The sequence below is a fragment of the Pseudomonadota bacterium genome (assembly GCA_027620075.1).
In the GTDB taxonomy this organism is placed as follows: Bacteria; Pseudomonadota; Alphaproteobacteria; order Rickettsiales; family UBA6187; genus 1-14-0-20-39-49.
Window position 1 is genome coordinate 46,157 of record JAQCEY010000006.1, and the last position, 24,015, is coordinate 70,171.

General features: G+C 38.9%; 23 protein-coding genes and 1 pseudogene. 14 read left to right on the forward strand and 10 right to left on the reverse strand.

Features of this window, described 5'->3' with window-relative positions; all coding sequences use genetic code 11:
* Positions 1 to 20 precede the first annotated feature (20 nt).
* Positions 21 to 2,870 carry a 2-oxoglutarate dehydrogenase E1 component gene (locus O2942_08590; GenBank protein ID MDA0782305.1) on the reverse strand — a complete coding sequence of 950 codons (2,850 nt, stop codon included), beginning with the start codon at positions 2,868 to 2,870 and terminating at the stop codon, positions 21 to 23.
* A gap of 383 nt (positions 2,871 to 3,253) precedes the next feature.
* Between O2942_08590 and O2942_08595 the strand changes: the two genes are divergently transcribed.
* The 5 genes from O2942_08595 (at position 3,254) to O2942_08615 (ending at position 7,037) form a co-directional block, all read left to right on the forward strand.
* Positions 3,254 to 3,646, forward strand: a complete 393-nt coding sequence (locus O2942_08595) for a hypothetical protein (protein ID MDA0782306.1) — start codon at positions 3,254 to 3,256, stop codon at positions 3,644 to 3,646.
* 197 nt (positions 3,647 to 3,843) lie between these two features.
* Complete coding sequence (locus tag O2942_08600) at positions 3,844 to 4,938, forward strand: hypothetical protein (protein MDA0782307.1); 1,095 nt, start codon at positions 3,844 to 3,846, stop codon at positions 4,936 to 4,938.
* Positions 4,939 to 5,389: 451 nt separating this feature from the next.
* Positions 5,390 to 6,124, forward strand: coding sequence for a hypothetical protein (locus O2942_08605; protein MDA0782308.1), 735 nt, complete (start codon positions 5,390 to 5,392; stop codon positions 6,122 to 6,124).
* Positions 6,125 to 6,282: 158 nt separating this feature from the next.
* Entirely contained in the window at positions 6,283 to 6,531 is a 249-nt protein-coding gene (locus O2942_08610) for a CDGSH iron-sulfur domain-containing protein (GenBank protein MDA0782309.1), read from the forward strand.
* 23 nt (positions 6,532 to 6,554) lie between these two features.
* A complete protein-coding gene (locus O2942_08615) occupies positions 6,555 to 7,037 on the forward strand; it encodes a PDZ domain-containing protein (protein MDA0782310.1) in 483 nt (160 codons plus the stop codon).
* A gap of 63 nt (positions 7,038 to 7,100) precedes the next feature.
* Here O2942_08615 and O2942_08620 read toward each other — a convergent pair whose 3' ends face one another.
* The 3 genes from O2942_08620 to O2942_08630 form a co-directional block, all read right to left on the reverse strand.
* Entirely contained in the window at positions 7,101 to 7,658 is a 558-nt protein-coding gene (locus tag O2942_08620; protein ID MDA0782311.1) for a cytochrome b, read from the reverse strand.
* A gap of 19 nt (positions 7,659 to 7,677) precedes the next feature.
* Positions 7,678 to 8,265, reverse strand: a complete 588-nt coding sequence (pdxH, locus tag O2942_08625; GenBank protein ID MDA0782312.1) for a pyridoxamine 5'-phosphate oxidase — start codon at positions 8,263 to 8,265, stop codon at positions 7,678 to 7,680.
* Positions 8,266 to 8,364: 99 nt separating this feature from the next.
* Positions 8,365 to 8,907 carry a hypothetical protein gene (locus O2942_08630; protein MDA0782313.1) on the reverse strand — a complete coding sequence of 181 codons (543 nt, stop codon included), beginning with the start codon at positions 8,905 to 8,907 and terminating at the stop codon, positions 8,365 to 8,367.
* 255 nt (positions 8,908 to 9,162) lie between these two features.
* On the opposite strand from O2942_08630, the pseudogene pstC reads away from it, so the two are divergent.
* The 3 genes and pseudogenes from pstC to pstB all read left to right on the forward strand — a co-directional run bounded on the left by pstC (position 9,163) and on the right by pstB (position 12,142).
* A pseudogene (gene pstC / locus O2942_08635) lies at positions 9,163 to 10,056 on the forward strand (phosphate ABC transporter permease subunit PstC).
* A complete protein-coding gene (gene pstA, locus O2942_08640) occupies positions 10,049 to 11,365 on the forward strand; it encodes a phosphate ABC transporter permease PstA (GenBank protein ID MDA0782314.1) in 1,317 nt (438 codons plus the stop codon). Before pstC ends, pstA begins: the two are co-directional and overlap by 8 nt.
* 3 nt (positions 11,366 to 11,368) lie before the next feature.
* A complete protein-coding gene (gene pstB / locus O2942_08645; GenBank protein MDA0782315.1) occupies positions 11,369 to 12,142 on the forward strand; it encodes a phosphate ABC transporter ATP-binding protein PstB in 774 nt (257 codons plus the stop codon).
* A 30-nt stretch (positions 12,143 to 12,172) separates the two neighbouring features.
* Here the strand turns inward: pstB and O2942_08650 are convergent, their stop codons facing one another.
* On the reverse strand, positions 12,173 to 13,330 hold the full coding sequence (locus O2942_08650; protein MDA0782316.1) for a hypothetical protein: 1,158 nt from the start codon (positions 13,328 to 13,330) through the stop codon (positions 12,173 to 12,175).
* Positions 13,331 to 13,549: 219 nt separating this feature from the next.
* Here O2942_08650 and O2942_08655 point away from each other — a divergent pair, with 219 nt between their 5' ends.
* Positions 13,550 to 15,826 (forward strand): hypothetical protein, encoded by a 2,277-nt coding sequence (locus O2942_08655; protein MDA0782317.1) that lies wholly within the window; start codon positions 13,550 to 13,552, stop codon positions 15,824 to 15,826.
* Positions 15,827 to 15,841: 15 nt separating this feature from the next.
* Positions 15,842 to 16,294, forward strand: coding sequence for a tRNA (cytidine(34)-2'-O)-methyltransferase (locus tag O2942_08660; protein MDA0782318.1), 453 nt, complete (start codon positions 15,842 to 15,844; stop codon positions 16,292 to 16,294).
* 5 nt (positions 16,295 to 16,299) lie between these two features.
* Here the strand turns inward: O2942_08660 and O2942_08665 are convergent, their stop codons facing one another.
* Positions 16,300 to 17,022, reverse strand: a complete 723-nt coding sequence (locus O2942_08665) for a hypothetical protein (protein MDA0782319.1) — start codon at positions 17,020 to 17,022, stop codon at positions 16,300 to 16,302.
* A 172-nt stretch (positions 17,023 to 17,194) separates the two neighbouring features.
* Complete coding sequence (rpmJ, locus tag O2942_08670; protein MDA0782320.1) at positions 17,195 to 17,311, reverse strand: 50S ribosomal protein L36; 117 nt, start codon at positions 17,309 to 17,311, stop codon at positions 17,195 to 17,197.
* A gap of 150 nt (positions 17,312 to 17,461) precedes the next feature.
* Between rpmJ and dapA the strand changes: the two genes are divergently transcribed.
* From dapA to O2942_08685, 3 genes are all read left to right on the forward strand, one after another.
* Positions 17,462 to 18,337 carry a 4-hydroxy-tetrahydrodipicolinate synthase gene (gene dapA / locus O2942_08675; GenBank protein ID MDA0782321.1) on the forward strand — a complete coding sequence of 292 codons (876 nt, stop codon included), beginning with the start codon at positions 17,462 to 17,464 and terminating at the stop codon, positions 18,335 to 18,337.
* On the forward strand, positions 18,337 to 18,804 hold the full coding sequence (gene smpB / locus O2942_08680; protein MDA0782322.1) for an SsrA-binding protein SmpB: 468 nt from the start codon (positions 18,337 to 18,339) through the stop codon (positions 18,802 to 18,804). Before dapA ends, smpB begins: the two co-directional genes overlap by 1 nt.
* Before the next feature lie 314 nt (positions 18,805 to 19,118).
* The gene (locus O2942_08685) at positions 19,119 to 20,135 is read left to right on the forward strand and encodes a nitronate monooxygenase (GenBank protein MDA0782323.1); all 1,017 of its coding nucleotides are present in this window, start codon (positions 19,119 to 19,121) and stop codon (positions 20,133 to 20,135) included.
* A 73-nt stretch (positions 20,136 to 20,208) separates the two neighbouring features.
* Here O2942_08685 and O2942_08690 read toward each other — a convergent pair whose 3' ends face one another.
* Positions 20,209 to 20,790 carry a YceI family protein gene (locus tag O2942_08690; GenBank protein MDA0782324.1) on the reverse strand — a complete coding sequence of 194 codons (582 nt, stop codon included), beginning with the start codon at positions 20,788 to 20,790 and terminating at the stop codon, positions 20,209 to 20,211.
* A 194-nt stretch (positions 20,791 to 20,984) separates the two neighbouring features.
* Between O2942_08690 and O2942_08695 the strand changes: the two genes are divergently transcribed.
* Positions 20,985 to 22,223 (forward strand): aspartate kinase, encoded by a 1,239-nt coding sequence (locus tag O2942_08695; GenBank protein ID MDA0782325.1) that lies wholly within the window; start codon positions 20,985 to 20,987, stop codon positions 22,221 to 22,223.
* An 18-nt stretch (positions 22,224 to 22,241) separates the two neighbouring features.
* Here the strand turns inward: O2942_08695 and O2942_08700 are convergent, their stop codons facing one another.
* The gene (locus tag O2942_08700; GenBank protein ID MDA0782326.1) at positions 22,242 to 22,988 is read right to left on the reverse strand and encodes a hypothetical protein; all 747 of its coding nucleotides are present in this window, start codon (positions 22,986 to 22,988) and stop codon (positions 22,242 to 22,244) included.
* Positions 22,989 to 23,097: 109 nt separating this feature from the next.
* Positions 23,098 to 23,979 carry a LysR substrate-binding domain-containing protein gene (locus O2942_08705; protein MDA0782327.1) on the reverse strand — a complete coding sequence of 294 codons (882 nt, stop codon included), beginning with the start codon at positions 23,977 to 23,979 and terminating at the stop codon, positions 23,098 to 23,100.
* Between the last annotated feature and the right edge of the window lie 36 nt (positions 23,980 to 24,015).

The following is a 24,015-nucleotide window of genomic DNA, read 5'->3' on the forward strand; positions in this document are numbered from 1 at the left end:
TTTATTTTGTAGTTTAAAACTTATTTTAATGCCTCGTTCAGCAAATCCTGCAGTTGCTTGTTATGTATTCTGTAATAACCTGCGGCAGGAGATGCAGCTTCTTTACGTCCTACATATTCGGGACGTTTCGACTTGCATTCGGCTTTTTCTAGAACCGCCTCAATACGACGATCCACAAAGTGCCATGCACCCATATTCTGATGTTCTTCCTGACACCATATAACTTCGGCATTCTTGTATTTGTTAAGCTCCTCTACTAAATCCGTATCAGGGAAAGGATAATACTGCTCAAGCCTTATTATAGCTATGTCATTTATTTTCCTTTCCTCACGTGCCTCAAGTAAATCGTAATAAACCTTACCGCTACAGATAATAACTTTCCTAATTTTATCATTCGCAGCTAGTTTGGAAGTCTCTCCTATGACACGTTTAAAGTGAGTACCCTTGTCAAAATCCTTCAGGTCGGAAACGCAAAGCTTATGACGTAGTAAAGATTTAGGCGACATTACTACCAACGGCTTGCGGAATTTCCTGTGTATCTGACGACGCAGAACGTGGAATAAATTCGCAGGTGTAGTACAGTTAACAACTTGCATGTTATCCTCGGCACAAAGCTGAAGGAAGCGTTCCAGTCTTGCCGAGCTATGCTCAGGTCCTTGCCCCTCATAGCCGTGCGGCAATAACATTACCAGACCGCTAAAACGCAACCATTTTGCCTCACCGGATGATATGAACTGGTCAACCATTATCTGCGCACCGTTGGCAAAATCACCGAACTGTGCTTCCCATAATACCAACGCTTGCGGACGTGCAAGTGAATAACCGTACTCAAAACCAAGTACCGCATATTCGGAAAGGTTACTGTCAATTACCTCAAAACCTGCCTGTTTTTCAAACATGTTATTCAAAGGAAAATATTTATTCTCGCTATTTTGGTCGGTAAGTGCCGCATGACGGTGAGAAAACGTTCCACGTACGCTATCCTGACCCGTAATACGTATCGGATGTCCTTCTTCAAGGAGCGTACCGAAAGCAAGTGCTTCGCCCATAGCCCAATCAAGGTTTTTACCCGACTTCATCATATCAATTTTAGTATCCATCTGGCGGGAAAGCTTTTTGTTGATATTAAAATCATCAGGATATGATGCAAGCTTATAGCCTATCTCTTTTAGCTTTTTAACGTCGACTCCGGTATCGACATTTTTCTTCAGCCCCTTTTCAGGATTTTCAAATCCTTCCCATGAGCCTTTTAACCAGTCCGCCTCATCAGCCTCGTAGCTTTGAGCTTCCTCGTACTCCTTTTCCATGAACTGCTGGAAGTCATCTTTCATTTTTGAAAAGTCAGACTCACTTATTACGCCCTCACTTATAAGCTTTTGAGCGTAAACATTCATAGGGGTAGGGTGGTCTTTTATTTTATTATACATAATAGGCTGAGTGAAAAACGGTTCGTCACCTTCATTATGACCGTAGCGTCTATAACAGAAAACGTCGACCACAACATCAGTCTTGAATTTCTGACGGTACTCAACGGCAAGACGGCTTACAAAAACCACAGCTTCAGGGTCGTCACCGTTAACGTGGAAAATAGGGGCATGTGCACCTTTTGCAACATCTGTAGGATAAGGCGATTTTCTCTGGTTGTTCGGATTAGTGGTAAAGCCTATCTGGTTATTTACGACAATATGGATAGTGCCGCCCGTTGTGTAGCCGTCCAAATCGCTCAATGCCATAGTTTCCGTAACTACTCCCTGACCGCAGAAAGCCGCATCACCATGCAATAATATGCCCATAGCTTTTGTCCGCTCGGCATCATTGAAAATATCCTGCTTTGCACGCACACGACCGACCACCACAGGGTTAACCGCTTCCAGATGCGAAGGGTTAGCTGAAAGGGATAAGTGAATTTTATGCCCGTTAAAATCACGGTCGGAAGATGCACCTTGATGGTATTTCACATCGCCGGAGGCATCAAGTTCTTCAGAAAAATGCGACTGCTTGCCCTGAAACTCGGATATCATAGAAGCATATCTTCTGCCCATTACCTTAGTAAGAACGTTCAGCCTTCCACGATGCGGCATACCTATAACGACTTCTGCAACACCAAGATTAGCCGCACGCTCTATTATCTTTTCCATTGCCGCTATTACGGCTTCTCCGCCTTCTACCGAAAACCTTTTTGCCCCCGGATATTTTACATGCAGGAACTGCTCAAAACGCTCAACTTTCGTTATATCTTCAAGAATGGTGATTTTTTCTTCAGCAGATAGTTCGGGAAGACCATGTGCCTTTTCCATGCGGTCGGCAATCCAGTTTCTCCTTTCCAGTTCAGGCAGGTGCATGAACTCAACACCAATTTTTGACGCATATGTCTGCTTTAATTCAGATAGTAGTTCACGCAAGGTAGCTCTTTCAAAACCGAACTCACCCGCTAAATAAATCTCACGGTCATAGTCCGCATCTGTAAAGCCATAGGTAGTAGGGTCAAGGTCGGGGTGCATTTTGTGACCTTCTAATCCCAACGGGTCAAGGTCGGCAAGTAAGTTACCGCGTACCTTAAAAGCACGTATAAGCATTAACGCTCCGATACTGTCACGGCACGCCTGTTCCGAAACTTCGCCTGTAGCAGGCTTTTGAGCAACCTGTGCCTCAACAGGCTTTGCACCGACTACCGATGATTTACGAGGAGCCCATGAAGCACCTTGTTGTTCTTTTAATACCGCTGACAGGGAGTCGCCCATATCTTTAAAAAACGCTTGCCAGCTTTCATCAACAGAAGCGGGATTTTGTAAGTAAAGCTCGTATAGCTCCTCTAAATATGTAGAGTTCGTGCCAAATATCGGAGTAGTCTGATAAAAATCAGTTTTCATATTCACCCTTACTCGAATAAATTAATCATCATTTTAAAATATACCTATACAACTACATGTCCATATCCAAAGCTATGTGATATAACGAGTTATAAAAAAAATGCAATAGAAAACGAAGTTAATTTTTTGTAAGATTTATCAATATTGAATCACTATAGTATAAAAAATGTTTCCCAAATAGATAAATATGAAGTTATTTTTGGTCTTTGTTGCGGTGAGTTCGAGAAATAAACAAAACTCATTATCTAAAACGTATGTCTTCGGGGGTATTTTCCGTTGGAGTCACTATTAATTGATAATATTGAAGTATTTAAATATTAAGGTTGATTTTTATATTTTTGGAAATTATGGGTACTTTATTAATAAAAACTAATGAATGTTAATTGAAAACAGTAGAAAAGAAGGTAGTAATAAAAATGGCATTTGTAAATGAAAAAAATGAGTATCCTACTCCGTCCAGAACAATAGATTATGAACGTAACGCTTATTTAAGGAATATAAAAACGTGTCAGCGTGATCAACAACCAGATGAATTTGAGTTATATTGGAATGATGAGAAAATAAAGTTTAAGGCTCAAGAACATGTTTATGAAGGTGGTACAGTTCGTTGGATAGTTGTAAGTATTTCAACCCCAAATAATTTATCTAGTCAAATCAATGAAATAAAGAGCCTTATAACAGATTCGCTAAGTCAGTATGGTATACGTTACAGTTTAAGGCTAGTAGATAAAGTTGAAGTAATTTTCTCAAAACGTCTAAATGAAGGAGTAAAGTAAATGACAACTCCGTTAGATGATTTAATTAATTTACAACAATCTAAAATTACCTCCCCGCTGGAGGGAAATTATTAGTAAGCTTTAATAAATATTAATAAGTGATTATTCTTGAGTGTGTATAAAATCCAATGTATTAATTCTGTGCTTATCGTAGTTTATTAAAATGTATAGAAATATAATTAGAATATAGAGAAAAAATGTTTTTTAAAAATATAGGAATAACATTATTAATTTGCTTGGCTGTAATTGTTACAATTAATCTGAATAATAGCCATGCTGAGTTATCTGGTGAAGCACGAGTTACACCTAGCAAGAATCCAGATTATTCAGTTGAAATGTTTGAAGATGTAGAGCTAATTGGTTCAAACACTGTTAGTCATATGGATAAAATGGAAATTATTGATTATGTAACTAACTATATTGAGAGCTGTGAGAAATGGATTTTTTTAGTATCACAGAAAAAATCTGATCGAGAAAAAGATTGGGCTGATTTTTATTCCTTTATAAAAAACTCATCTGACATTAGTGCCTTTACAAATTATAACAAGTATTTAAATTTTCGTCAGAAGATTCACTTAAAATATAATATGGTTCCAGAAAATATAAAAAAAATAGATTTATTAAGTATATGGTTTTATCCTGAATTAATTGATTGGAAGTCTCCGGAAAGATCGCTAAAATCATCTAAAGGAGAAAGGTTTGAAGCATCTGTATTATATAAAATAACAAACTCAAAAGGTGAAGAAAAAGTCAAATCAGCAACAATTGCGGTCAGAAGAAGTTCATTTCCGCAGCATCAAGAACTAGAGATAGTTCCTTTTATAACTAAGCATTTTAGCATAATAGACTATCCAATAAATAATTTGCTCCCAGAAATAAACGATAATGATGGTAAAAGCTTTATTGCACCAAGTGTAGGAAAGTATTTTGCTGGAATGCTTGAAAGTATGAACAAAAATAACTCACATATAATATGGCCACAATTAAGAGGCTTATTAACAGAGAGTATAAAAGAGAAAAAAAATTATAAAGAAAAAAGATATACTAATAAATATTCAACGCCGATTTATATTAAGGATGTAGAGTTAGTTTCTACAAAAAACAATATTTCTAATATACGTCTTTATTTAGATACTTTAATTCCAGATTCTAAAGAACTAGAAGAAGCAGTTGCAGAACTCAAAATTGATTTGAACGATGTTTCTGACAAGTCCTCTTTTGCAGACATAATTAACAACGGCAAGGTTTTAGAGTATTCAGTTAATAAGGTTGCCGCAGAAAATCAAAATTGAAAGAACCATAAGATCACAAATTATATTCAAACATTTTTTAGCGATTTATATAAAATAATTACAAAAATCATTCTAATTGAAAGGAATAAATAATGACAACAAACGAACTTATCGTAAACGATTATACCGTTAATAACCCCCCCGCTGGACGGGGTATGTTACCCCGTCCACATGTTCATTTAATTAACTAGAGGATAGCTTGCCCCTCGCAAGACGGGGTTTGTAACCCCGTTCTCGTGTTCATTTAGGAGTTTATATTAGATTCCGACTAATGATATTTATTAATAATTTCACGATAAGCAACTATTGTGATTTTTTGGTTGGTGGGCAATGTAGCTATTAATTGATAATATTAAAATATTTAAATATTAAGGTTGATTTTTATATTTCTATAACGTACCGGTGTGTTTTAGTGCAAATTAATAAAGGTTAATAATCATTAGTAGAAGTTATGATGGACGACAATGAAATTATTAATAAGGGTGAGGTTTTAGAAACTGTCGTGCGTGGGAAAGAGTCCTCAAAAAAGTATCTGAACTTTTTTGGCTCTAAATTCTATATTGCCACGACTAATTACCCCAAGATAGAGAGTTTTTATAGACTAAGATTTCTAGGTACTGGCTTTAATACAAAGTACGCTCAAAAGTACACAAATAAGGTTAGAAATATTATGACCTTGATTTGCTTTGTAGAAATATTAGGCTTTTGTTATTTAGGCTTGTGGTTGCCGATTGTTTTGTCAAATTACTCCGCCTCATTATCAGTTAGGCTCTTGCTTATAACTTTTTCGTTATCTGCGATAATATTATATGTTTATCTTAAACGTGAATATGCAAAAGAAGAACTTGCAGATAGATTATTAGTGCGAGATATCAAAAAATATCTTTCCAAGCACTGGACAAAAAAAGATTATTCACTTTCAAAAGAGGAACAGCACTTATTAAAAGAACTCATCCCATTTACCTCTGATATATCAATGCTATACGGCAATGATTTTTGTGATTTGCCAAATGAAGCCCAAAAATTATCTCGTTCTTTTTTTAAAAATAATCAAATTTTAGAAGGCTTGATTGATAAACAGATTCTCGTTTGTATCCAAGATGTTCAATCAAACACAAATGAATTATACCTCATGCGTTGGGCAAGAGATTTGTTTTACTTAAAACCAGAATTACTTAACGAATAAAAGGAATATTAATGTTTCAAAACCGGTTCTGGGATTATTATAAAATTATAAAAAACATAAAACAAAAGGATTAAGATTTTGCCGTTGCTTATTATTTATTGCGGTATAATATTGTTTTATTATACATTACCTAGTCTAGTTAATAAAAAAGGAAAAAAATGCCGGATAAATCAGAAGCGGTAATCGCAGTAAAAGGTTCTATTAAAATAGATGTGGAAGCGGGGAAAACATATGCATGGTGTGCATGTGGAAGAAGTTCAAATCAGCCTTTTTGTGACGGCTCGCATTCGGGTACGGGGTTCTCTCCGGTGATGTACACTGCCGATGAATCAAAAAGAGTGGGGTTTTGCGGATGTAAACATACGGATATTCCGCCTTTATGTGACGGTGCACATAAGTGTCTGTAATAATATTTTACGGAAGTTTTTTAATGAGGAATATTATGCACAGGATATTTTGTAATTTATTTTTTACGGCTTTTGTTTTCTCGTTCATTTTAACCTCAAATCCTGCCGATAGTGCAGACGACACTTACGGTGATTTCGGCGGTCTTGGTGTTGTATTGGAGGCTGATATAAAAAGTGACTTACCGAGAGTCCTCAATATAATAGAGGGTACTCCGGCAGAAAAAGTTGGCTTGAAAAAAGGTGATCTGATAAGAAGTGCCGACGGAGAATCGCTTGAGGGCAAGAGCTTAACGAGTGTTATAGAAAGGACAAGGGGTGAGCCGGGTACTACGGTAGAGATTTCCGTAATACGTGAAGATAGCGAAATGCCGATAACTTTTAATATAACCAGAGAGATACTGAAAAAAACAGACGGATATAAAGATGATTATATATCACTAATCCTAATCCTGATAATATTAGCCGTCATAGTTGTGTTGAGGTTGATAAGTAAAGGTAAAAAATAAACCTACCGCTTTACTATTAGAATATATAATTGTTATCCATGCTTGGGGCTGTGAAAGTGTCCTTTAGTACTTGTTCCTATCACGCTTTAGCCTTAACATCCTTTTTAAAGTCTCATCTTTTTCTATAAAATGATGTTTTAAGGCTGCCAGTGCGTGCAAAGATGCAAAACCTATCAGGAAGCATGCCAGAAAAAAATGTATATCGCCTGCAATATCTTCCTGTTTGTCTATGCTCCACGGAAGAGCCGGCACTTCAAACAGGTTAAACACCGATATAGGGCGACCGTCGGCGGTGGAAATAAAATAACCACTGAAAAGTACGGCAAATAATAATGCATATAATGCTTTATGCATAAGGTGAGCCAGCTTTACCTCTATCGGTTTATGGCTAGGCAGGGGGGCAGGAGAGCCTGTTTTTAATTTATATAAAAGCCGGAATGCCGTAACAATTAATAATGTGATACCTATGCTTTTATGAATAAAAGGAGCGGTTCTGTACCACTTGCTATAATAATCAAGCTCCGTCATCCACCAGCCGACTACAAAAAGTCCGACCACACAAATTACCGTCAGCCAGTGGATTGTAATAATTACAACACTCCATCTCTTTGTATTTTTCACAACATTACCTATATTATAATTACGGGTACAACAAACCGGACTCCCATTGACCGTTATTTAATGTGTAGTAAGTACGGTCATGTATGCGATACTCGCCCTTTTGCCAGAACTCCATTCTGTTAGGGATAACCCTGAAGCCCGACCAGAACGGCGGACGTTCAACTTTTCCCTTTGCCGATTTTGCACCGTATTCCGCCACTTTCTTTATTAATTCGGATTTACTGCCCAAAGATCGGGACTGCATAGATGCCCAAGCACCTATCCTGCTTTTTAAAGCACGTGAATTAAAATAAGCATCTGCTTCCTCGTCCGATACGGAAACGACATCACCTTCAATCCTTACCTGCCGCCCCATAGCTTCCCAATAAAAACATAATGAGGCTTTCGGGTTTTCCTTTAACTGCTCACCTTTACGGCTTTCAAGGTTGGTATAAAAAACAAAGCCTTTTTCATCATAGCCTTTAAGCAACACCATGCGGTTGGTAGGGATACCTTCTTTAGTTGCCGTAGCAATATTCATAGCCTCAGGCTCAACCACATTTTTATGGTTTTTGGCTTCTTTGAACCATTTGTCAAAATGTTCGAAAGGGTTTTCTTTGTTAGTCATATTCAAATCTTGTTCTATTTTTTCTTAACGGATACCAAAAATATATTCGGCATTGCTTTTTTATAGAACTAAATAATAAATATTACTAATTAATTTATTTTAAACTTCAAAGCTGGCTTCTTTTGCCTGTTGGCGTACATATTGTAAGTCAGGTTTTATCTCGTTCCAGATTCTTACCCTTTCCTCAAAATCTATAAATCCGTCCTCATAAGGTCTGCCTTCAGGAAGAGAGCTGATATCAGGTATGGTAAAAGATCTGCCGTTTAAGTCATTACCTACGGATAATATAGGACCGATATGTTTTTTTCCGTTTTTGCCGGCAGGGGATACCTCTTTCAGGTTAAACCTTGATATAAGCTCGGAAGCAATCCTTGCACCTACTTCGCCTTTGCCCTCTTTTATTACACCCTCACCGCAAAAATCAAAACTGCCGAGCGGGGTATAAAAACGTGAAGGCAAGCCGTAAGAAAATTCAATCAGCAAAGAGCCGTCATCGGCTATTTCAGGTCTGTACGGGTTAGGACCGAGGGTCACCGCACTTTCCATATTATCCTCAATGGACACATCGGGACGGAACTCATTTACTCTGTTTAAAATATACTGACCAAGTACGGCTATACGTTCAAAATATTCTCTACTCATAGTTAAGCTCCTAAGATATAAAAATTTTCTTTTTTTAAATATTCGATATATTGTTTTTAATATACTCGCCGACATCTAAACTTCAAGTGTCATTTTATGATTATTATGCAATTTATAAGTATATTTAAACCATATTAAAACACTAGTATTTTTAATGGTTGAAATTTACATGTTATCTACTATATTCACTAAGCAAGATAGGGGATGATATGGTTGCAACGTATGGCTAACAATTCGATATATTTTAATAAAAAAATAAATCCTACACTGCGTATGGAAAAATGGGTAAGGATCTCCCTGTTTGTGTCTGCAAGTATATCTATTGCCGTTACCATACTTATAGTTCTTTCGGTATTGTTCGAATCAATACGATTCTTTGAAGAAGTGCCTGTAAACGATTTTCTGTTCGGTACGTTATGGAATCCGCAAAGCTCGAACGCATTTGGTGCAATACCAGTATTTGCCGGAACTATTCTAATCACAGTTATAGCAATTTTTATAGCCACACCTTTGGGATTATATTCGGCAATTTACCTTTCGGAGTATGCGTCACGCTCTTTCAGAGCAAAAATAAAACCCGTATTGGAAATGCTGGCAGGAGTACCCACCGTTGTTTACGGTTTTTTTGCGGTAGCTTCCATTGCACCCGCCATAAGAGCGGCAGGCGAAGCTATCGGTCTGGACGTTGCCTCAGAAAGTGCGTTGGTCGCCGGACTGGTAATGGGGATAATGATAATACCTTTCATACTATCATTATCAGATGACGTTATCAATTCCGTTCCCGATTCTTTAAGAGACGCTTCGCTGGCACTTGGCTCAACCAAGGCAGAGACCATAAATAAAGTTGTATTACCCGCTGCATTACCCGGCATTATAAGTGCGGTGCTTCTGGGTATATCACGTGCGATAGGTGAAACCATGATAGTTGTAATGGCGGTAGGTTACACTGCCACTCTTACGGCAAATCCGCTTGAGAAAGTCACTACCGTTACAGTGCAAATAGTAGCACTGCTAACCGGAGATCAGGCATTCGACAGCCCTCAGACATTGGCAGCCTTTGCCCTTGGGCTATCATTGTTCATCGTAACCCTTATACTTAATATTATTGCCCTTAAAATAGTAAAAAGATATAAGGAGCAATATGAATAAGATACAAAAATTCTATAATTTTATAAAGCGAAAACCAAGAGCCTATAAAAAGCTCATGAAGCGTAAACGCATTAATAGAGCTGTAGAGGGAAGTGTCGCCAAAAGGAGAGCCGCCGAAAAAAGGCTTAAAGCCTACGGCATAATAGCTATTTCAATATCGGTAATGTTTCTGTTCAGCCTGCTTTACAGTATAATTAGTAAAGGATATAGTGCTTTTGTCAGCTCGGAAATAAAGCTTTCTGTAAATTATTCTAAAGAACTTGTCGAAGAGGATAACTTCCTGCTGATAATAAAAGAAGCTATAAGAAGCGAGTTTCCCGAAGTTTCAAAACGAAACGAGCAACAAGATCTTGACGCTTTGGTAAGCACAAAGGCAATGGCTTATAGAATAAAGGATTTTTTGAGTGAAAATCCCGAAAATACGGGTAAGATCGTAGATGTTTGGGTGCTGCTATCATCTGATGCCGATATGTATATAAAAGGTAAGGTCGATACATCAATAGATGAAAAACTGCGCAGGTTAAATGACAGGCAATTGGCTTGGCTTGATGAATTAAAGGAAAAAGGGCTGATAAAAAAGTCCTTCAATACCACCTTCTTCTCATCGGGTGACTCAAGCGAACCTGAAACGGCAGGTATCTTGGGGAGTCTTATAGGTTCAATCTTTGTGATAATCTCATGTATGTTGGTAGCATTCCCTTTGGGGGTTATGACGGCTATATATCTTGAGGAATTTGCACCTAAAAATAAATTTACCGACTTTATCGAGGTCAATATCAATAACCTTGCTGCCGTCCCGTCAATAGTTTTCGGATTGCTCGGCGTAGTCGTTTACATACAGATGTTCGGGCTGCCACGCTCATCATCTTTGGTGGGAGGGCTTACTCTGGCTATGATGGCCCTGCCCATAATAGTTATTGCTACAAGAACATCAATAAGAGCTATACCGCAATCTATAAGGGACGGTGCTACCGCACTTGGTGCGTCAAAAGTGCAGACTACTTTACACCATGTACTTCCCCTTGCCATGCCCGGAATCATGACCGGTACTATATTAAGTATAGCCAGAGTTTTGGGGGAAACAGCTCCGTTGCTTATGGTCGGTCTTAACGCATTCGTGGTTGATATGCCGCAGGGATTTACTAGTGCGGCAACGGTAATGCCCACACAGATTTACAGATGGTCGGATACGCCTGAATACGGCTTTAAAGAAAAAGCCTCTGCTGCAATAATAGTTCTGCTTGTAGTACTTATTTTCGCAAACGCATTGGCGGTGTATTTGAGAAAGAAATTTGAGATAAGGTGGTAGTCTATGTCGAAAAATAATGGCAAAATTCGGATGGCTGCACGTGATGTTAATGTTTTTTACGGTAAAAAACAGGCATTGTTCGATGTGGGCATGGATATTCAAAAAAATGCCGTTACAGCTTTAATAGGACCTTCAGGGTGCGGTAAGTCAACATTCCTGCGTTGCCTGAACCGTATGAACGATACGGTTGAAAATTGTAAAATAACGGGAACTATAAAACTTGATGACGAAGACATATACAACAAGAGGGTGGACGTTGTGGTATTGCGTTCAAAAATAGGCATGGTTTTTCAAAAACCCAATCCTTTCCCCAAGTCTATATATGACAATGTTGCCTACGGGCCTAGAATACACGGTCTGACAAAAACAAAAGACGAACTGGATGCGGTCGTTGAAAAAAGCCTTAAAAGAGCAGGCTTGTTTGATGAGGTGAAAGACCGCCTGAATGAATCCGGAACAGGGCTTTCAGGCGGGCAGCAACAAAGGTTGTGTATCGCCCGTGCTATTGCAGTAAAACCCGAGGTAATATTAATGGACGAGCCTTGCTCCGCTCTTGACCCTATAGCAACCGCCACCATTGAGGAGCTGATACTTGAGTTGAAGCAAAAATTCACGATAGTTATGGTAACGCATTCTATGCAGCAGGCAAGGAGAATATCCGATTATACCGGATTTTTCCACTTGGGAAACCTGATAGAATTCGGCAATACCAAGCAGGTGTTTAATGAGCCGCAAGACAAAAAGACTAAAGACTATATCAAAGGCAAGTTCGGTTAATATGTTATCGGTGAACCGGTTAAAAAATAATTACTCATGCTCAATGATATCTTCGGTCACGAATTCTTTTGAGGCAGGCGTGGTAACAGTTTCAATAGTGCCGCCGTTATACAAATGCACTGCCTCAATAAAGCTGTATTTGCCGATATTTATAGCCTGACCTTCTTCCCTCTTCAGGCTGATAACTATATCTTGCCCTTCGTTGTTTGTTTCGGTGGCAACCTTGCTCAAAAAGTCCTTGAAACGTGATATCTGCTTGTCTTTTAGGTTAAATACGGGAAGACCGGATTTTTTGACTATGTCATTTAACACGGTTGCCTGAAAGTCTATGAAGTCCTCATAATTTGATACTTTAATTTCCAGAACGCCATAGGGAAACGCTTCAATATTAGAACCTGCCGCATGACCTTTTACATCAATAGAAAAATTATCGGAACTTACGACAAGCTTGTTGAAGTTAAGCTTATCTCCTAAATCTTCCTTATATATTATATCGGCATCAATATTAAGGTTTCCTATCTTTTTGCCGTTATCTGAAATTTCATTAAATGACTTGAAGTACTGGTCGGCAATATTAGCTTTAAGGTTATATTCGCCCAGACCTATCAAGTCTATCTCGATTGTCTGTCCTTCCGCCGAGGCTATTACTTCCTGAGTAATAGGGTTTATATATGAATAACCTTTATCGATATATTTGGCGTTCTTTACCTGATAAAAGTTCTCATCACCGCCTGAAGATAATGCGGATTTAATTTTTTGAAGCAGTCCTTTTGCATCTGATGTTATGTTTATCCGAGCATTACCGTTATATCTTATAGTATAGTTTTCTTCCAGCGACTCACCGCTCTTTACGATTATATCTTGTGGAAGTGTTGCAGTATAACTAGATGCCAATATGTCGGATTCAACAATAAGAGGTTCATCAGAGGACATATCGACCGAGATATCCTGATCGTTCAGAATAAATCTCGGCTTGTTTATCTGCACCTTATAATTTAAAGGAAAACCGCTAATTTGCGTATCGGAAAATATAAAATCGGACTTTTTACCGCCAAGATCCTTGGTAAGGGTTAAAATAGCCTGTTCGGTGTTTAGCTTTACGGCATTAGCGTTATAGAACCATACTCCGCTATATAAACCGGCAAAAATTACTACAAAAACTATGATAGTGATAAAAAAACGTTTCATTTTTATATGCCCGTATTAAATGTATTTTAATTAATGTTGCCTTAGTTTAAACTCGCTTAACGTAAATTGTAAAGCAATTTACCTCAATAAATTAATTATAAATTGAAATAATAGATTAATAAAACACCTTTAGATTAACAAATGCAAGCATATTTGTTATTTAATAAGGTAAGTATTTGTGATATAATTGATGCTCATAATTTAGTCGAGAACAAATGAATGACAAAAGAGTCCGGTAGAACTGGCAGCGGTAATAACCCTTCATTGAGAGATATCCATGGGAATCAGGGTGAGCTTAATCCTTATTCTATAGATAATAACGATGGCTGGTTGTCAGAAAATAATATAAATGCTTTTTTACAGGATTATAGGTCTGCACTACCGCCTGAGCAGCAGCAAAGGGTGGTAATAGGAAGAAGTCAATCGGCTGAAAGACAGAATATAGGCGGAGATGAAGGAGATATAATACCCGATGTGGGTACTGTCAAAAGGGCTTTTCAGGAAAATCCCGAAGCTGACAGATATTTATTGCCGATAAATAAAGGAGGCGGTCACTGGACAATGGCAGCTTTTGTTAAGGATGAGGGCAATAATATTAATACCGTTTACTACGATTCTTTTGGTGCGGACGGACGCTCAGACACAATAAAAAACGTTATTCAGGTCGAGTTAGATAATGAAAGGGACGCATCATTTAGACCTGTAGGGGATATAAGGGATATTTCAGCTCAACATCAGACTGACGGCATGTCGTGCGGCTATAGGGTGGCTGAGGCAGGCAGGGCAATAATGGAAGCTGATAACCCGCTTGCGATATCTTCTGAAGGCATAGTCAATGCCTTCAATGAGAATTACCCTTCGGCAAATAGTAATGATATATCAGCAAACGGTCAAATAAGGCTAAATGAAATTGCCCAAAGGAACGGTGTGGCACAACAGTCGCAAGCTAGAGGAGTTTCGTTCGACCCAAATGTAAAGTTATATGAATATGAACCGGTATCAAACGATAATTTAAGTGCAGAGGAAATCGGCAATTCATTTTTGCCTGCCGTAAACCGTAGTGATAACAGCCGAATAGATAAATCAAAATGGTTAAGCAATTTCGGTGTTGATAAGGCAAATCGTTCTGCTTTAAGAAATGCGGGTGAAGTTAATCTCTTTGATTCCGACTATGAACCTGTAGGGGCAGTTTCAGACCTTCGCCCTTCCGTAGCTGTTGTTGAGGCTACCGACATAAAAAATTTCGGTGACAGGCTAAAAGAAATACTTGATTCCAAGCCCGATGCCTTACGTGAGCAAAATTTAGCGTCAGGAGTAGCCCCTGACCGGCTTCTTATTCCGCTTAACGTTAATTTTGAAGGAGATATATCTAAAAAAGGTGACCACTGGATATTGGCAGAGGTTAGCGAACGCAGCGGAGAAACCGACGGCAAACAAAATATAGCGGTACGTTATCTTGATCCGGCATATAAAAACGGCAAAAGCCCTAATTTACAACATACGCAAAAGCAGCTTGAAAAACACTTCAATATTGAAGGCGGACAAATCGAAGATCTTTCAAATGCACAGCAACCGATAGGTAACGAGTGGGGTTGCGGTTACATAGTATGTGACGCTATTGAAAAACTGGCAAAAGACCCTGACGATGAATCGGTACAACAACGATATAGCCATAAGCAAATGGATCAATTGCATGATAAGATTGCAGGCGGTGTGGCTAAAGAAGATTCAAGGGTTGATAGAAGTCTGGAAGAACGCATGAAGTCATTGAACGGTACTTTGAAATCTTACCGCAGCCTAATGGACGATCCTTTGCAGTCTGCCGATGTCGCAAAAACAATGCTTGGCTTTATATACGACCCTGCAAATGAAAAGAAACCTGCGGGCAAGAAAACAGGACTAATAGGCAGGATAGAGAATATATTTGACGATTTTAATGCCGATAAGTCTTCCGATATCGTATATTCGGCATATAGCGTAATTGCTAATACCATAGGTCTTTTAAAAGACATTTTTGTAGGTACTGCCGTAGCTGTTCTGGATAATATGGATACAAGGGAGAAAATACAGCAGGATATTAAAAAGTTCGAAGCACAAAAAGATGCCTTGCTACAAAAGCAAATCGCAAGGCAGGATAAGAGTCTTGTCGGTAAAAATGCCGGTGGGTTAGGAGAGATAGAAGATAACTTCAGGAACGTTGAAATTGACACGGGAACGCCTTCAATTGCAAAAACACCAGCCTCTACCGAGAAAGAAAGACCGAAAAACCCTTATGAAGAAATGCTTGATAATAATATTAGAAAAGCATTCAGCCAAATTGAAAATGTCGATTCCGATGATATAGGTAAGGTATCGCCACCTAAAACCCCTGTCGTTGAAAGTGAAAAAAATAAGGTCAAAGAAACATATGACGATACGTCCGATAAGACAAACATACAGAATCACGGCTCCCAGATAAAAAATCAGCGAAACGGCAATCCTTTGCAATCAAGATAAAAAGCTTATCAGTAAATGAAAATAGCCCTTTATCAGCCCGATATAGCACAGAACTTAGGCACGAATCTTCGTACTGCCGCATGTTTGGGGGTTGATGTAGAGATAATAGAGCCTTGCGGCTTCCCGTTTGACGACAGGAAAGTACGCCGTGCGGGTATGGATTATATGGATATGGTGAAATATACCAGACATAACTCATGGGACGATTTTAAAAAATGGACGCAAGAAAATGATTACCGCATTGTATTGCTCTCATCAAAAGCGGACACGCCATATACCGAGTTTTCCTTTCGGGAAAATGATATTCTGCTGTTAGGACGTGAATCGGCAGGTGTGCCGCCTGAGGTTACAAGCTATTGTAAAAACGCCGTAACTATAACTATGACAAAAGGGGTGCGTTCGCTCAATGTTGCCGTATCGGTAGGCATAGTGCTTGGTGAGGCATTAAGGCAGGTTAGGTCTTTGTAGTATATTTAAACCATAACACCGGCACTTGCCGCATGATTAATTTGTTTATCGACATCTTTGATCGGAATGCCGGTCATTTTTTCAAATAATATGTGCCTGTCTTTTTTGCCTATAATGTTTGTTATGGTACGATTGCTTGCATTTCCTTTACGTATTTCATCATAATTTTCTTTGACATATTCAGGTTGTAATGTGTCTGTCCATGCGGATATCGCACTAATTACCCCTTTATGTTCTTCGCCGGTTAACCGATATCCACCATTGCTTCTGTCCTGCATGATATTCTTAAAAGAGTTTACTACGATTTGAGGGTGTGCAATTGCATCTACAACTCCAAGAGCCGCTACAACAGGTAATGCGGTGACCGCAATAACCGATGCTCCGATTTGTTTTTTATCGAACACCCTTGGGTTTAAAAGGTCGGAACAATGCAGCTTCCTCGAATTTTCAGTAAGAAAATCCCTTACATCATTAATCCTGTGTTTAAATTCATTATCCTCCTTATCAAGTGCCAGTTCCCGATATGTGTGTTTACCCGATAATTGTTTTAATTCCCTGAAATAATCAACGGCTATCTTACCCAGATTAGGGTCATACAAAACCCTTTCCAATGCCTTTCTTGAACTTTGCCTCAGGGTTTTATCCTCATTGCCTGAATCAGATTGTCCCATATTACCGACAAAGGCATCTAAGATATCGTGTCTTTCATCATACATGCATTTAAACATAATTTATATACCGTTATCAATTCGCTTATACTACTTAATAGGTAGCTCTGCATAAAGGTTTTTTTGATGGTTTTTCGTAGTATAGTAACTTATTACTACACTAAACGGCATAAAAAAAATCCCATGCGAATAACATAGGATTTCTTAATATTCTTCTAACAAGCTATATAAATTAGCCTTGAACCTGCTTGTGACGAGGGTTAGTTTTGCAGATAACACGTAATTTGCCCTTACGCTTGATGCTTCTGCAATCTTTACACATTGGTTTTACTGATGCTCTAACTTTCATTGTCTTGTACCTGTTTTCTATAATCCAAAAAGGGAGGCAACTTATAACCCCTTAGTTAAATAATGTCAATTATTTTTCATCACCCCTTGCTAAAAACTTGTCAAAATAGTATAAAAACGCATCATTTATATAATTATAACGGGATTAAGGATGTTTAAAGGAGCTATTACGGCACTGATAACGCCGTTTAAGGACGGCAAGGTTGATGAGCGGAAATTCGCTGATTTTGTACAGTGGCAGATAAAGGAAGGCATACACGGTTTAGTCCCTTGCGGTACTACGGGTGAATCGCCCACCCTTACGCATGAACGTCATAATCAGGTAATCGATATATGTGTTGAGGCGGCAGAGGGTAAAGTGCCTGTTATCGCCGGTGCAGGTTCAAATTCTACCGCAGAGGCTATAAACCTTGCACAGCACGCCCAAAAAGCAGGAGCCGACGCAATCTTGGTTGCCACCCCTTATTATAACAAGCCTAATCAGGAAGGTTTGTATCGGCATTTCAAGGCAATACATGATGCCGCCGATATTCCGATGATATTATATAATATTCCCGGTCGTTCGGTTATAGATATGAAAGATGAAACTATAGTACGCCTTGCCGAACTTGAAAATGTCGTAGGTATAAAAGATGCCACGGGGGACTTGTCCCGTGTAGGCTCATTGATAAATAAGCTTGAGGGGCGTGAATTTTGCCTGCTTTCAGGCGAGGACGCAACTGCCGTCGGGTTTAACGCACAAGGCGGTGTCGGTGTGATTTCCGTAAGCTCCAATGTTGCTCCGGCAAAAGTGGTAAAAGTTCAGGAGTTATGTCTTGCAGGTAAATATGACGAGGCTACAAGGCTACAAAATGAACTGATTGCTTTGCATACCGCCATGTTCTGCGATTCAAGCCCCGCTCCGGCAAAATATGCCGCTTCCCTTATGGGCTTATGTGAAAACGAACTACGCTTGCCTTTGATACCTCTTTTAGAAGAGAAAAGACCGCAGGTTGAAAGGGCAATAAAAGATTTAGGGTTAATATAGTGGGTAAGCAGGGCGAGAAAGAGAGAAAGGTTATTGCCCAAAATCGCAAGGCACGGCATGATTATTTCATTGAGGATAGTTTTGAAGCAGGCATAATGCTGCATGGCAGCGAGGTAAAGTCGATACGTGCAGGCAATGTGAATATAATAGACTCATTTGCCGAACAAAAGAACGGTGAAGTTTATATGATGGGGGCTTATATTGCCGAATATAAAGGAGCTACCCATTTTCAGCACCACACCAGACGACCGAGAAAATTACTGATGCACCGTGCCGAGATACAAAAGCTTTTCGGTAAGCTGAAGGTAAAGGGCTATACCCTGATTCCATTGTCGGTTTATATTAATGAAAGAAACCTTATTAAAATCGAGATAGGTCTGGCAAAGGGTAAAAAACAGCACGATAAGCGTGAAGCTTTGAAGGAACGTGACTGGCAGCGGCAAAAAGATCGTGTTATGAAAGAATAGCATGAACACTCCTAAAAAAATAGACGCAAATTAACTTCCTTAATATGTGGTTTTGCTGTATAGTGACGTGCTTTTTATAGTAAATTTGCATTTAATTTACTATTCTGTCATCCTATGGAAAAAATTTAGTAGAAATTTTTTACCATGGGATCCAATTCGAAAAGTTTAGGAAAACTTTTCGATATTAAAAAAGTTTCCTAACTTTTTTAAATGTGGATTCCACTATAATTTGTTTTACTAAACAAATTCGTGGAATGACAATAATAGGTAAATTAAATGCAAATTTACTAAAATTATATAAAACAGGTCGGAAAATGAAGAGATTAAAAGATTTATGGAAACGTGGGGCTGAGTTTTTAGGCACTGAATATGCGATAATGGGCGGTGCGATGAGCTGGGTTTCAGAACGCAATCTTGTATCTAGCATTTCAAATTCAGGTGGTTTTGGCGTTATCGCATGCAGTTCAATGACTCCCGATCTGTTAAGAACCGAAATTCAAGCAACAAAAAAGCTTACCGATAAGCCTTTTGGCGTTAACCTTATAATTATGCACCCTGATCTGGAAGCGTTGGTTGAAGTCTGTAAAGATGAGCAGGTAACGCATGTTGTTTTGGCAGGCGGTTTGCCATCTTCAAAAACTATAAAGGATATTAAGGCGTTCGGTGCGAAGGTAATATGTTTTGCACCTGCGTTGGTTATAGGTAAAAAGCTTATACGCTCCGGTGCAGACGCACTGGTTATAGAGGGAATGGAAGCCGGAGGTCACATCGGGCCGGTAGCTACATCTGTATTAGCACAAGAGATTATCCCCGAACTGAAAAACGAAGTTCCCATATTCGTAGCCGGTGGTATAGGCAGGGGCGAGGCTATGGCTTCATATTTAGAGATGGGTGCGGCAGGAGTGCAGCTTGGAACACGTTTTGTATGTGCTACCGAATCTATCGCACACCCTAACTTCAAACGGGCTTTTATAAAAGCCGCCGCAAGGAACGCAATGCCGTCGGTACAGATAGACCCTGACTTCCCTGTAATTCCCGTACGTGCGATTGAGAACAAAGCTACTGAGGATTTTAAAAAAATACAGCTTGAAACGATAGCAAAATTCAGAGCAGGCAGTCTTGATAAAGAGCAGGCACAGTTACAGATTGAGCATTACTGGGCAGGAGCATTACGCAAAGCAGTCATTGACGGCGATGTAGAAAACGGCTCACTTATGGCAGGGCAAAGTGTAGGCATGGTTAAAAAAGAGCAGCCTATCGCTGAAATACTGGCAGAATTGATATCTCAGGCAGATTCTTACCTGAGCGAAAAAATGTGTAATGCGGCGTAACATTACCCAACTATTAAAAAAATCCCCATAGCAAGCTACGGGGATTTTCAATGATACAATAGTTAGTTGATTGTTACTGTTTAATCCCTTCGACCGATAGCACCATTTCAACTATTGTAGAAGCTGGCCCCAAGTCACGCTCAATACCGAAATCCTTTAGCTTGAAAGCCGTTCTTCCTTCAAAGCCGGCTCTATAACCGCCCCAAGGGTCTTTGCCCTCTCCTACCAACTCTACATTTATTTTTATAGGTCTTGTAATATTTTTTAATGTAAGATCACCGGTTAAAACACCTGATTTTTTATCTTCGTTTAGCTCAAGAGCCGTAGATACGAACTTGGCCGTAGGGTGAATATCCGTATTCAAAAACTCTTCCGCCCTTAAATGCTTATCCCTTTCGGCATGGTTACTATCTATAGAGGATGCGTCAATATCAACATTTATTTGTGAGTTCTCAAGGTTTTCACGGTCTATCGTAAAATTTCCTTCAAACCTGTTGAACCTTCCGTATAGCCAGCTATATCCTAAGTGCTTTATACGGAATTGGATAAAGGCATGTGCACCCTCGGTATCTATTTTATATTTTTCCACTTCTGCAGAAGCATTTGTTGAAAATGCCAGCCAAACAGAAAATGCTAAAAGTAATATTCTTTTCATATAGCAAACCCAAATAAAAATTTTATATGCCGAATATACCACGGCAACCAAAAAACAGTACGAACAAAGGTGTAAATTGTCCAGTGGTTTTTGATTAAAACTTTTTCACTATATAAAACATATAAGCACTATAGACATTTCATGAAAAAACCACTATATACGCCTGTGCTTATAAATAAATACATATAATTATCATGGGTATAATAGTACAGAAATTCGGTGGAACGAGCGTTGCGGATATTGAACGCATCAGGCACGTTGCCACATTAGTAAAGCGTGAGATAGATGCCGGCAATCAGGTAATTGTTGTAGTTTCTGCTATGTCCGGCAAGACCAACGAGCTTGTAGGCTGGGCAGAACAGGTTTCAGACCTGCGTGACGAGGCGGCATTAAAAGAATATGACTCACTGGTATCGTCCGGCGAACAAGTAACGTCAGGATTGCTTGCCCTTACATTGCAGTCAATGGGACTAAAGGCTCGGTCATGGCTTGGCTGGCAGATAGGCTTCCAGACCTGTGCTTCTCACAGCAAGGCACGCATTGAGAACATAAAAACGGATATCCTCAAAGAATCTCTGGATAACGGTGAGATAGCGGTTGTGGCCGGTTTTCAGGGCGTGACCGATGAAAACAGGATAGCAACATTGGGTCGTGGCGGTTCGGATACATCTGCGGTAGCAATTGCAGCGGCGATGGATGCGGAGCGTTGTGATATATATACCGATGTTGACGGCATATATACAACCGACCCGAGATTAGTACCCAAGGCACGTAAATTAAATAAAGTAGCCTACGAAGAAATGCTGGAAATGGCATCGCTTGGTGCGAAAGTGTTGCAGACACGTTCTGTTGAAATGGCTATGAAATACGGGGTGCGTGTTCAGGTTTTATCAAGCTTTGCCGATGTTGAGGGAAGCTTATTAGTTGACGAGGAGGAAGTCGTGGAAAGAAGATTGGTAACAGGTGTAACTTACAGCAGAAACGAAACACAGATAACACTTACGAAGGTTCCGAACACTCCGGGGCTGGCTGCACAGGTTTTTCAGCCGCTTACCGATAAGGATATCAATGTTGATATGATAGTACAGAATATCAGTGAAGGCGGCGGTGAAACGGATATGACATTTACGGTATCAAAGTCAGATGCCGATAATGCGGTAGCGTCGATTGAATCCGTTAAAGATAAATTAAAATATAAGTCCATGCTGGTAGATAAGAACGTAGCTAAAGTTTCAGTAATCGGTGTAGGCATGAGAAGCCACGCAGGTTTGGCACAAAAAATGTTCAAAACATTAGCAGAAAAAAGCATAAATATTTTGGTTATCTCAACTTCTGAAATTAAAGTAAGTGTCCTTATAAGTGAAGAATATACTGAACTTGCTCTTCGTGCATTACATACAGCTTATGGACTTGATGCTGAAGAAGAGAAGTAAACGGTTGAAATTTATTGATTATAAATTCTTACCACTCTTTTCTGCTTGCAGGCTTCTATCGCTATAAATTTCCTCAGGTTTTAGTTTACTAGCTCCAACTACTTCCTCAGCCTTCTTAAGTTCTTTTTGAAAATATTTATCTGCAGTACTTCCTTTATCTACTTTAACACCGCCGCAGTCACCCAACTGTAGTTTATCATCTTTCACATAAAGGTTATCGTCTTTCATAATATCTTCTCCCAAATAAAAACCAAGCTTATCTAATCGGCTGACAAGTTTTTCTATTTGCTTCTTTTCCTTTATATAAAGCTGCGGATTCTTGTCTTCCAGGTCTTCGGCAGTTCCCTCTCTTCTCAATTCCATAGTAAAAGGCAGAGTATGCTGCTTTTGAGAATCTACAAAAGATTCTGTGCTTTTTTCAATATTATAAACTTTATTAACTCTATCTTGATCAGGATCACCTTTATCCTCTAGAACTTGGCGCATCGCTTTTTTCATAGTATATTCTAACAATTGCATCTTATTATAGTCTGGATACCCACTTATTGGTATTTTTAAGGCGACCTCCTCACCGTTTTTATGGGTTGCACGATAAACCTCTCCCTGATCGCCTGCTCCAATAAACTTGTCTACCTCATCATCAGCGTGAGTTTCTGCTCTTGGATTATTTGTTATTTCAAGACCATCAAGAGTATTTCTCCTTCGCAACTCCCTAACACTTTTATTGCTTCCTACCTCTTTATTTTCATCATCACCCTTTGACACCACAACCTCTGAAAATTACATTGCAACCACTTTACGCCACCTTATAGTAACATAAATAGCTCAATTCTCAAAAGTCTATTTTAAATATAATAGTTAGGCTATGATATTATCAATAATCCTGACTTAACCAATTTCTAAATGCCCTTACTTTTCTACTAGATTTTTTACGCTCCTGATACGCCATATAGTACGAATAACCTGTTTCGTATTTTATGTTCAGAGGATTTATCAGGTTACCTTTTTCAAGCTCCTCCTCCACCACTATGTCAGGTACTAATGCAAATCCCATTCCCTGCTTTGCGGCTTTTGTTATCATAAAGAAATGTTCAAATGCCAGAACATTCTTCTTACTCTTATAGCTAATCCCCAATGATTCAAGACATTGCTCCCATACAAATGATCTACCCGTATGTTCCAACAAATTATATTTTGTTATGTCCTCAATTTTAAATTCATTATCCTTTATTAATGATGGAGTGCAAACCATTAACATTGCTTCATTGAACAGAACTTCATTCTCAGCTCCTTTCAGCGGTTTATCACTCACCCTAATAACGATATCAGCATTTATATTCTCAAAATCAATATTTTCACCATCACCGATATTAATTACCACATCAATATCGGTGTTCTTATCCTTAAAGTCCTGTATCCTCGGTATTAACCATGTTGTTGTTAAGCTTGGTAATATGTTTATCGTAAGTAAATTATCCGGCTCAACATCTTTGAATATATAATTGGTAGAATTCTCTATATTATTAAAAAACTCTTTAAGACTCAGGTAATATTGTTCGCCTTTTTCTGTAAGAGCAAGCCCAGATGATGTTCTTATAAAAAGTTCTGACTCAAGATACTCTTCTAAAAGTTTTATCTGCTTACTAACAGCCCCTTGGGTTACGCAAAGCTCATCGGCCGCGACTGTGAAACTGCAATGCCTTGCAGCAGATTCAAAGGCTTTTAAACTGTTTAGTGGTGGCAAGTTGCGCTTCATATATCATACATTATGAGTTTTTCTCATGCACGACGC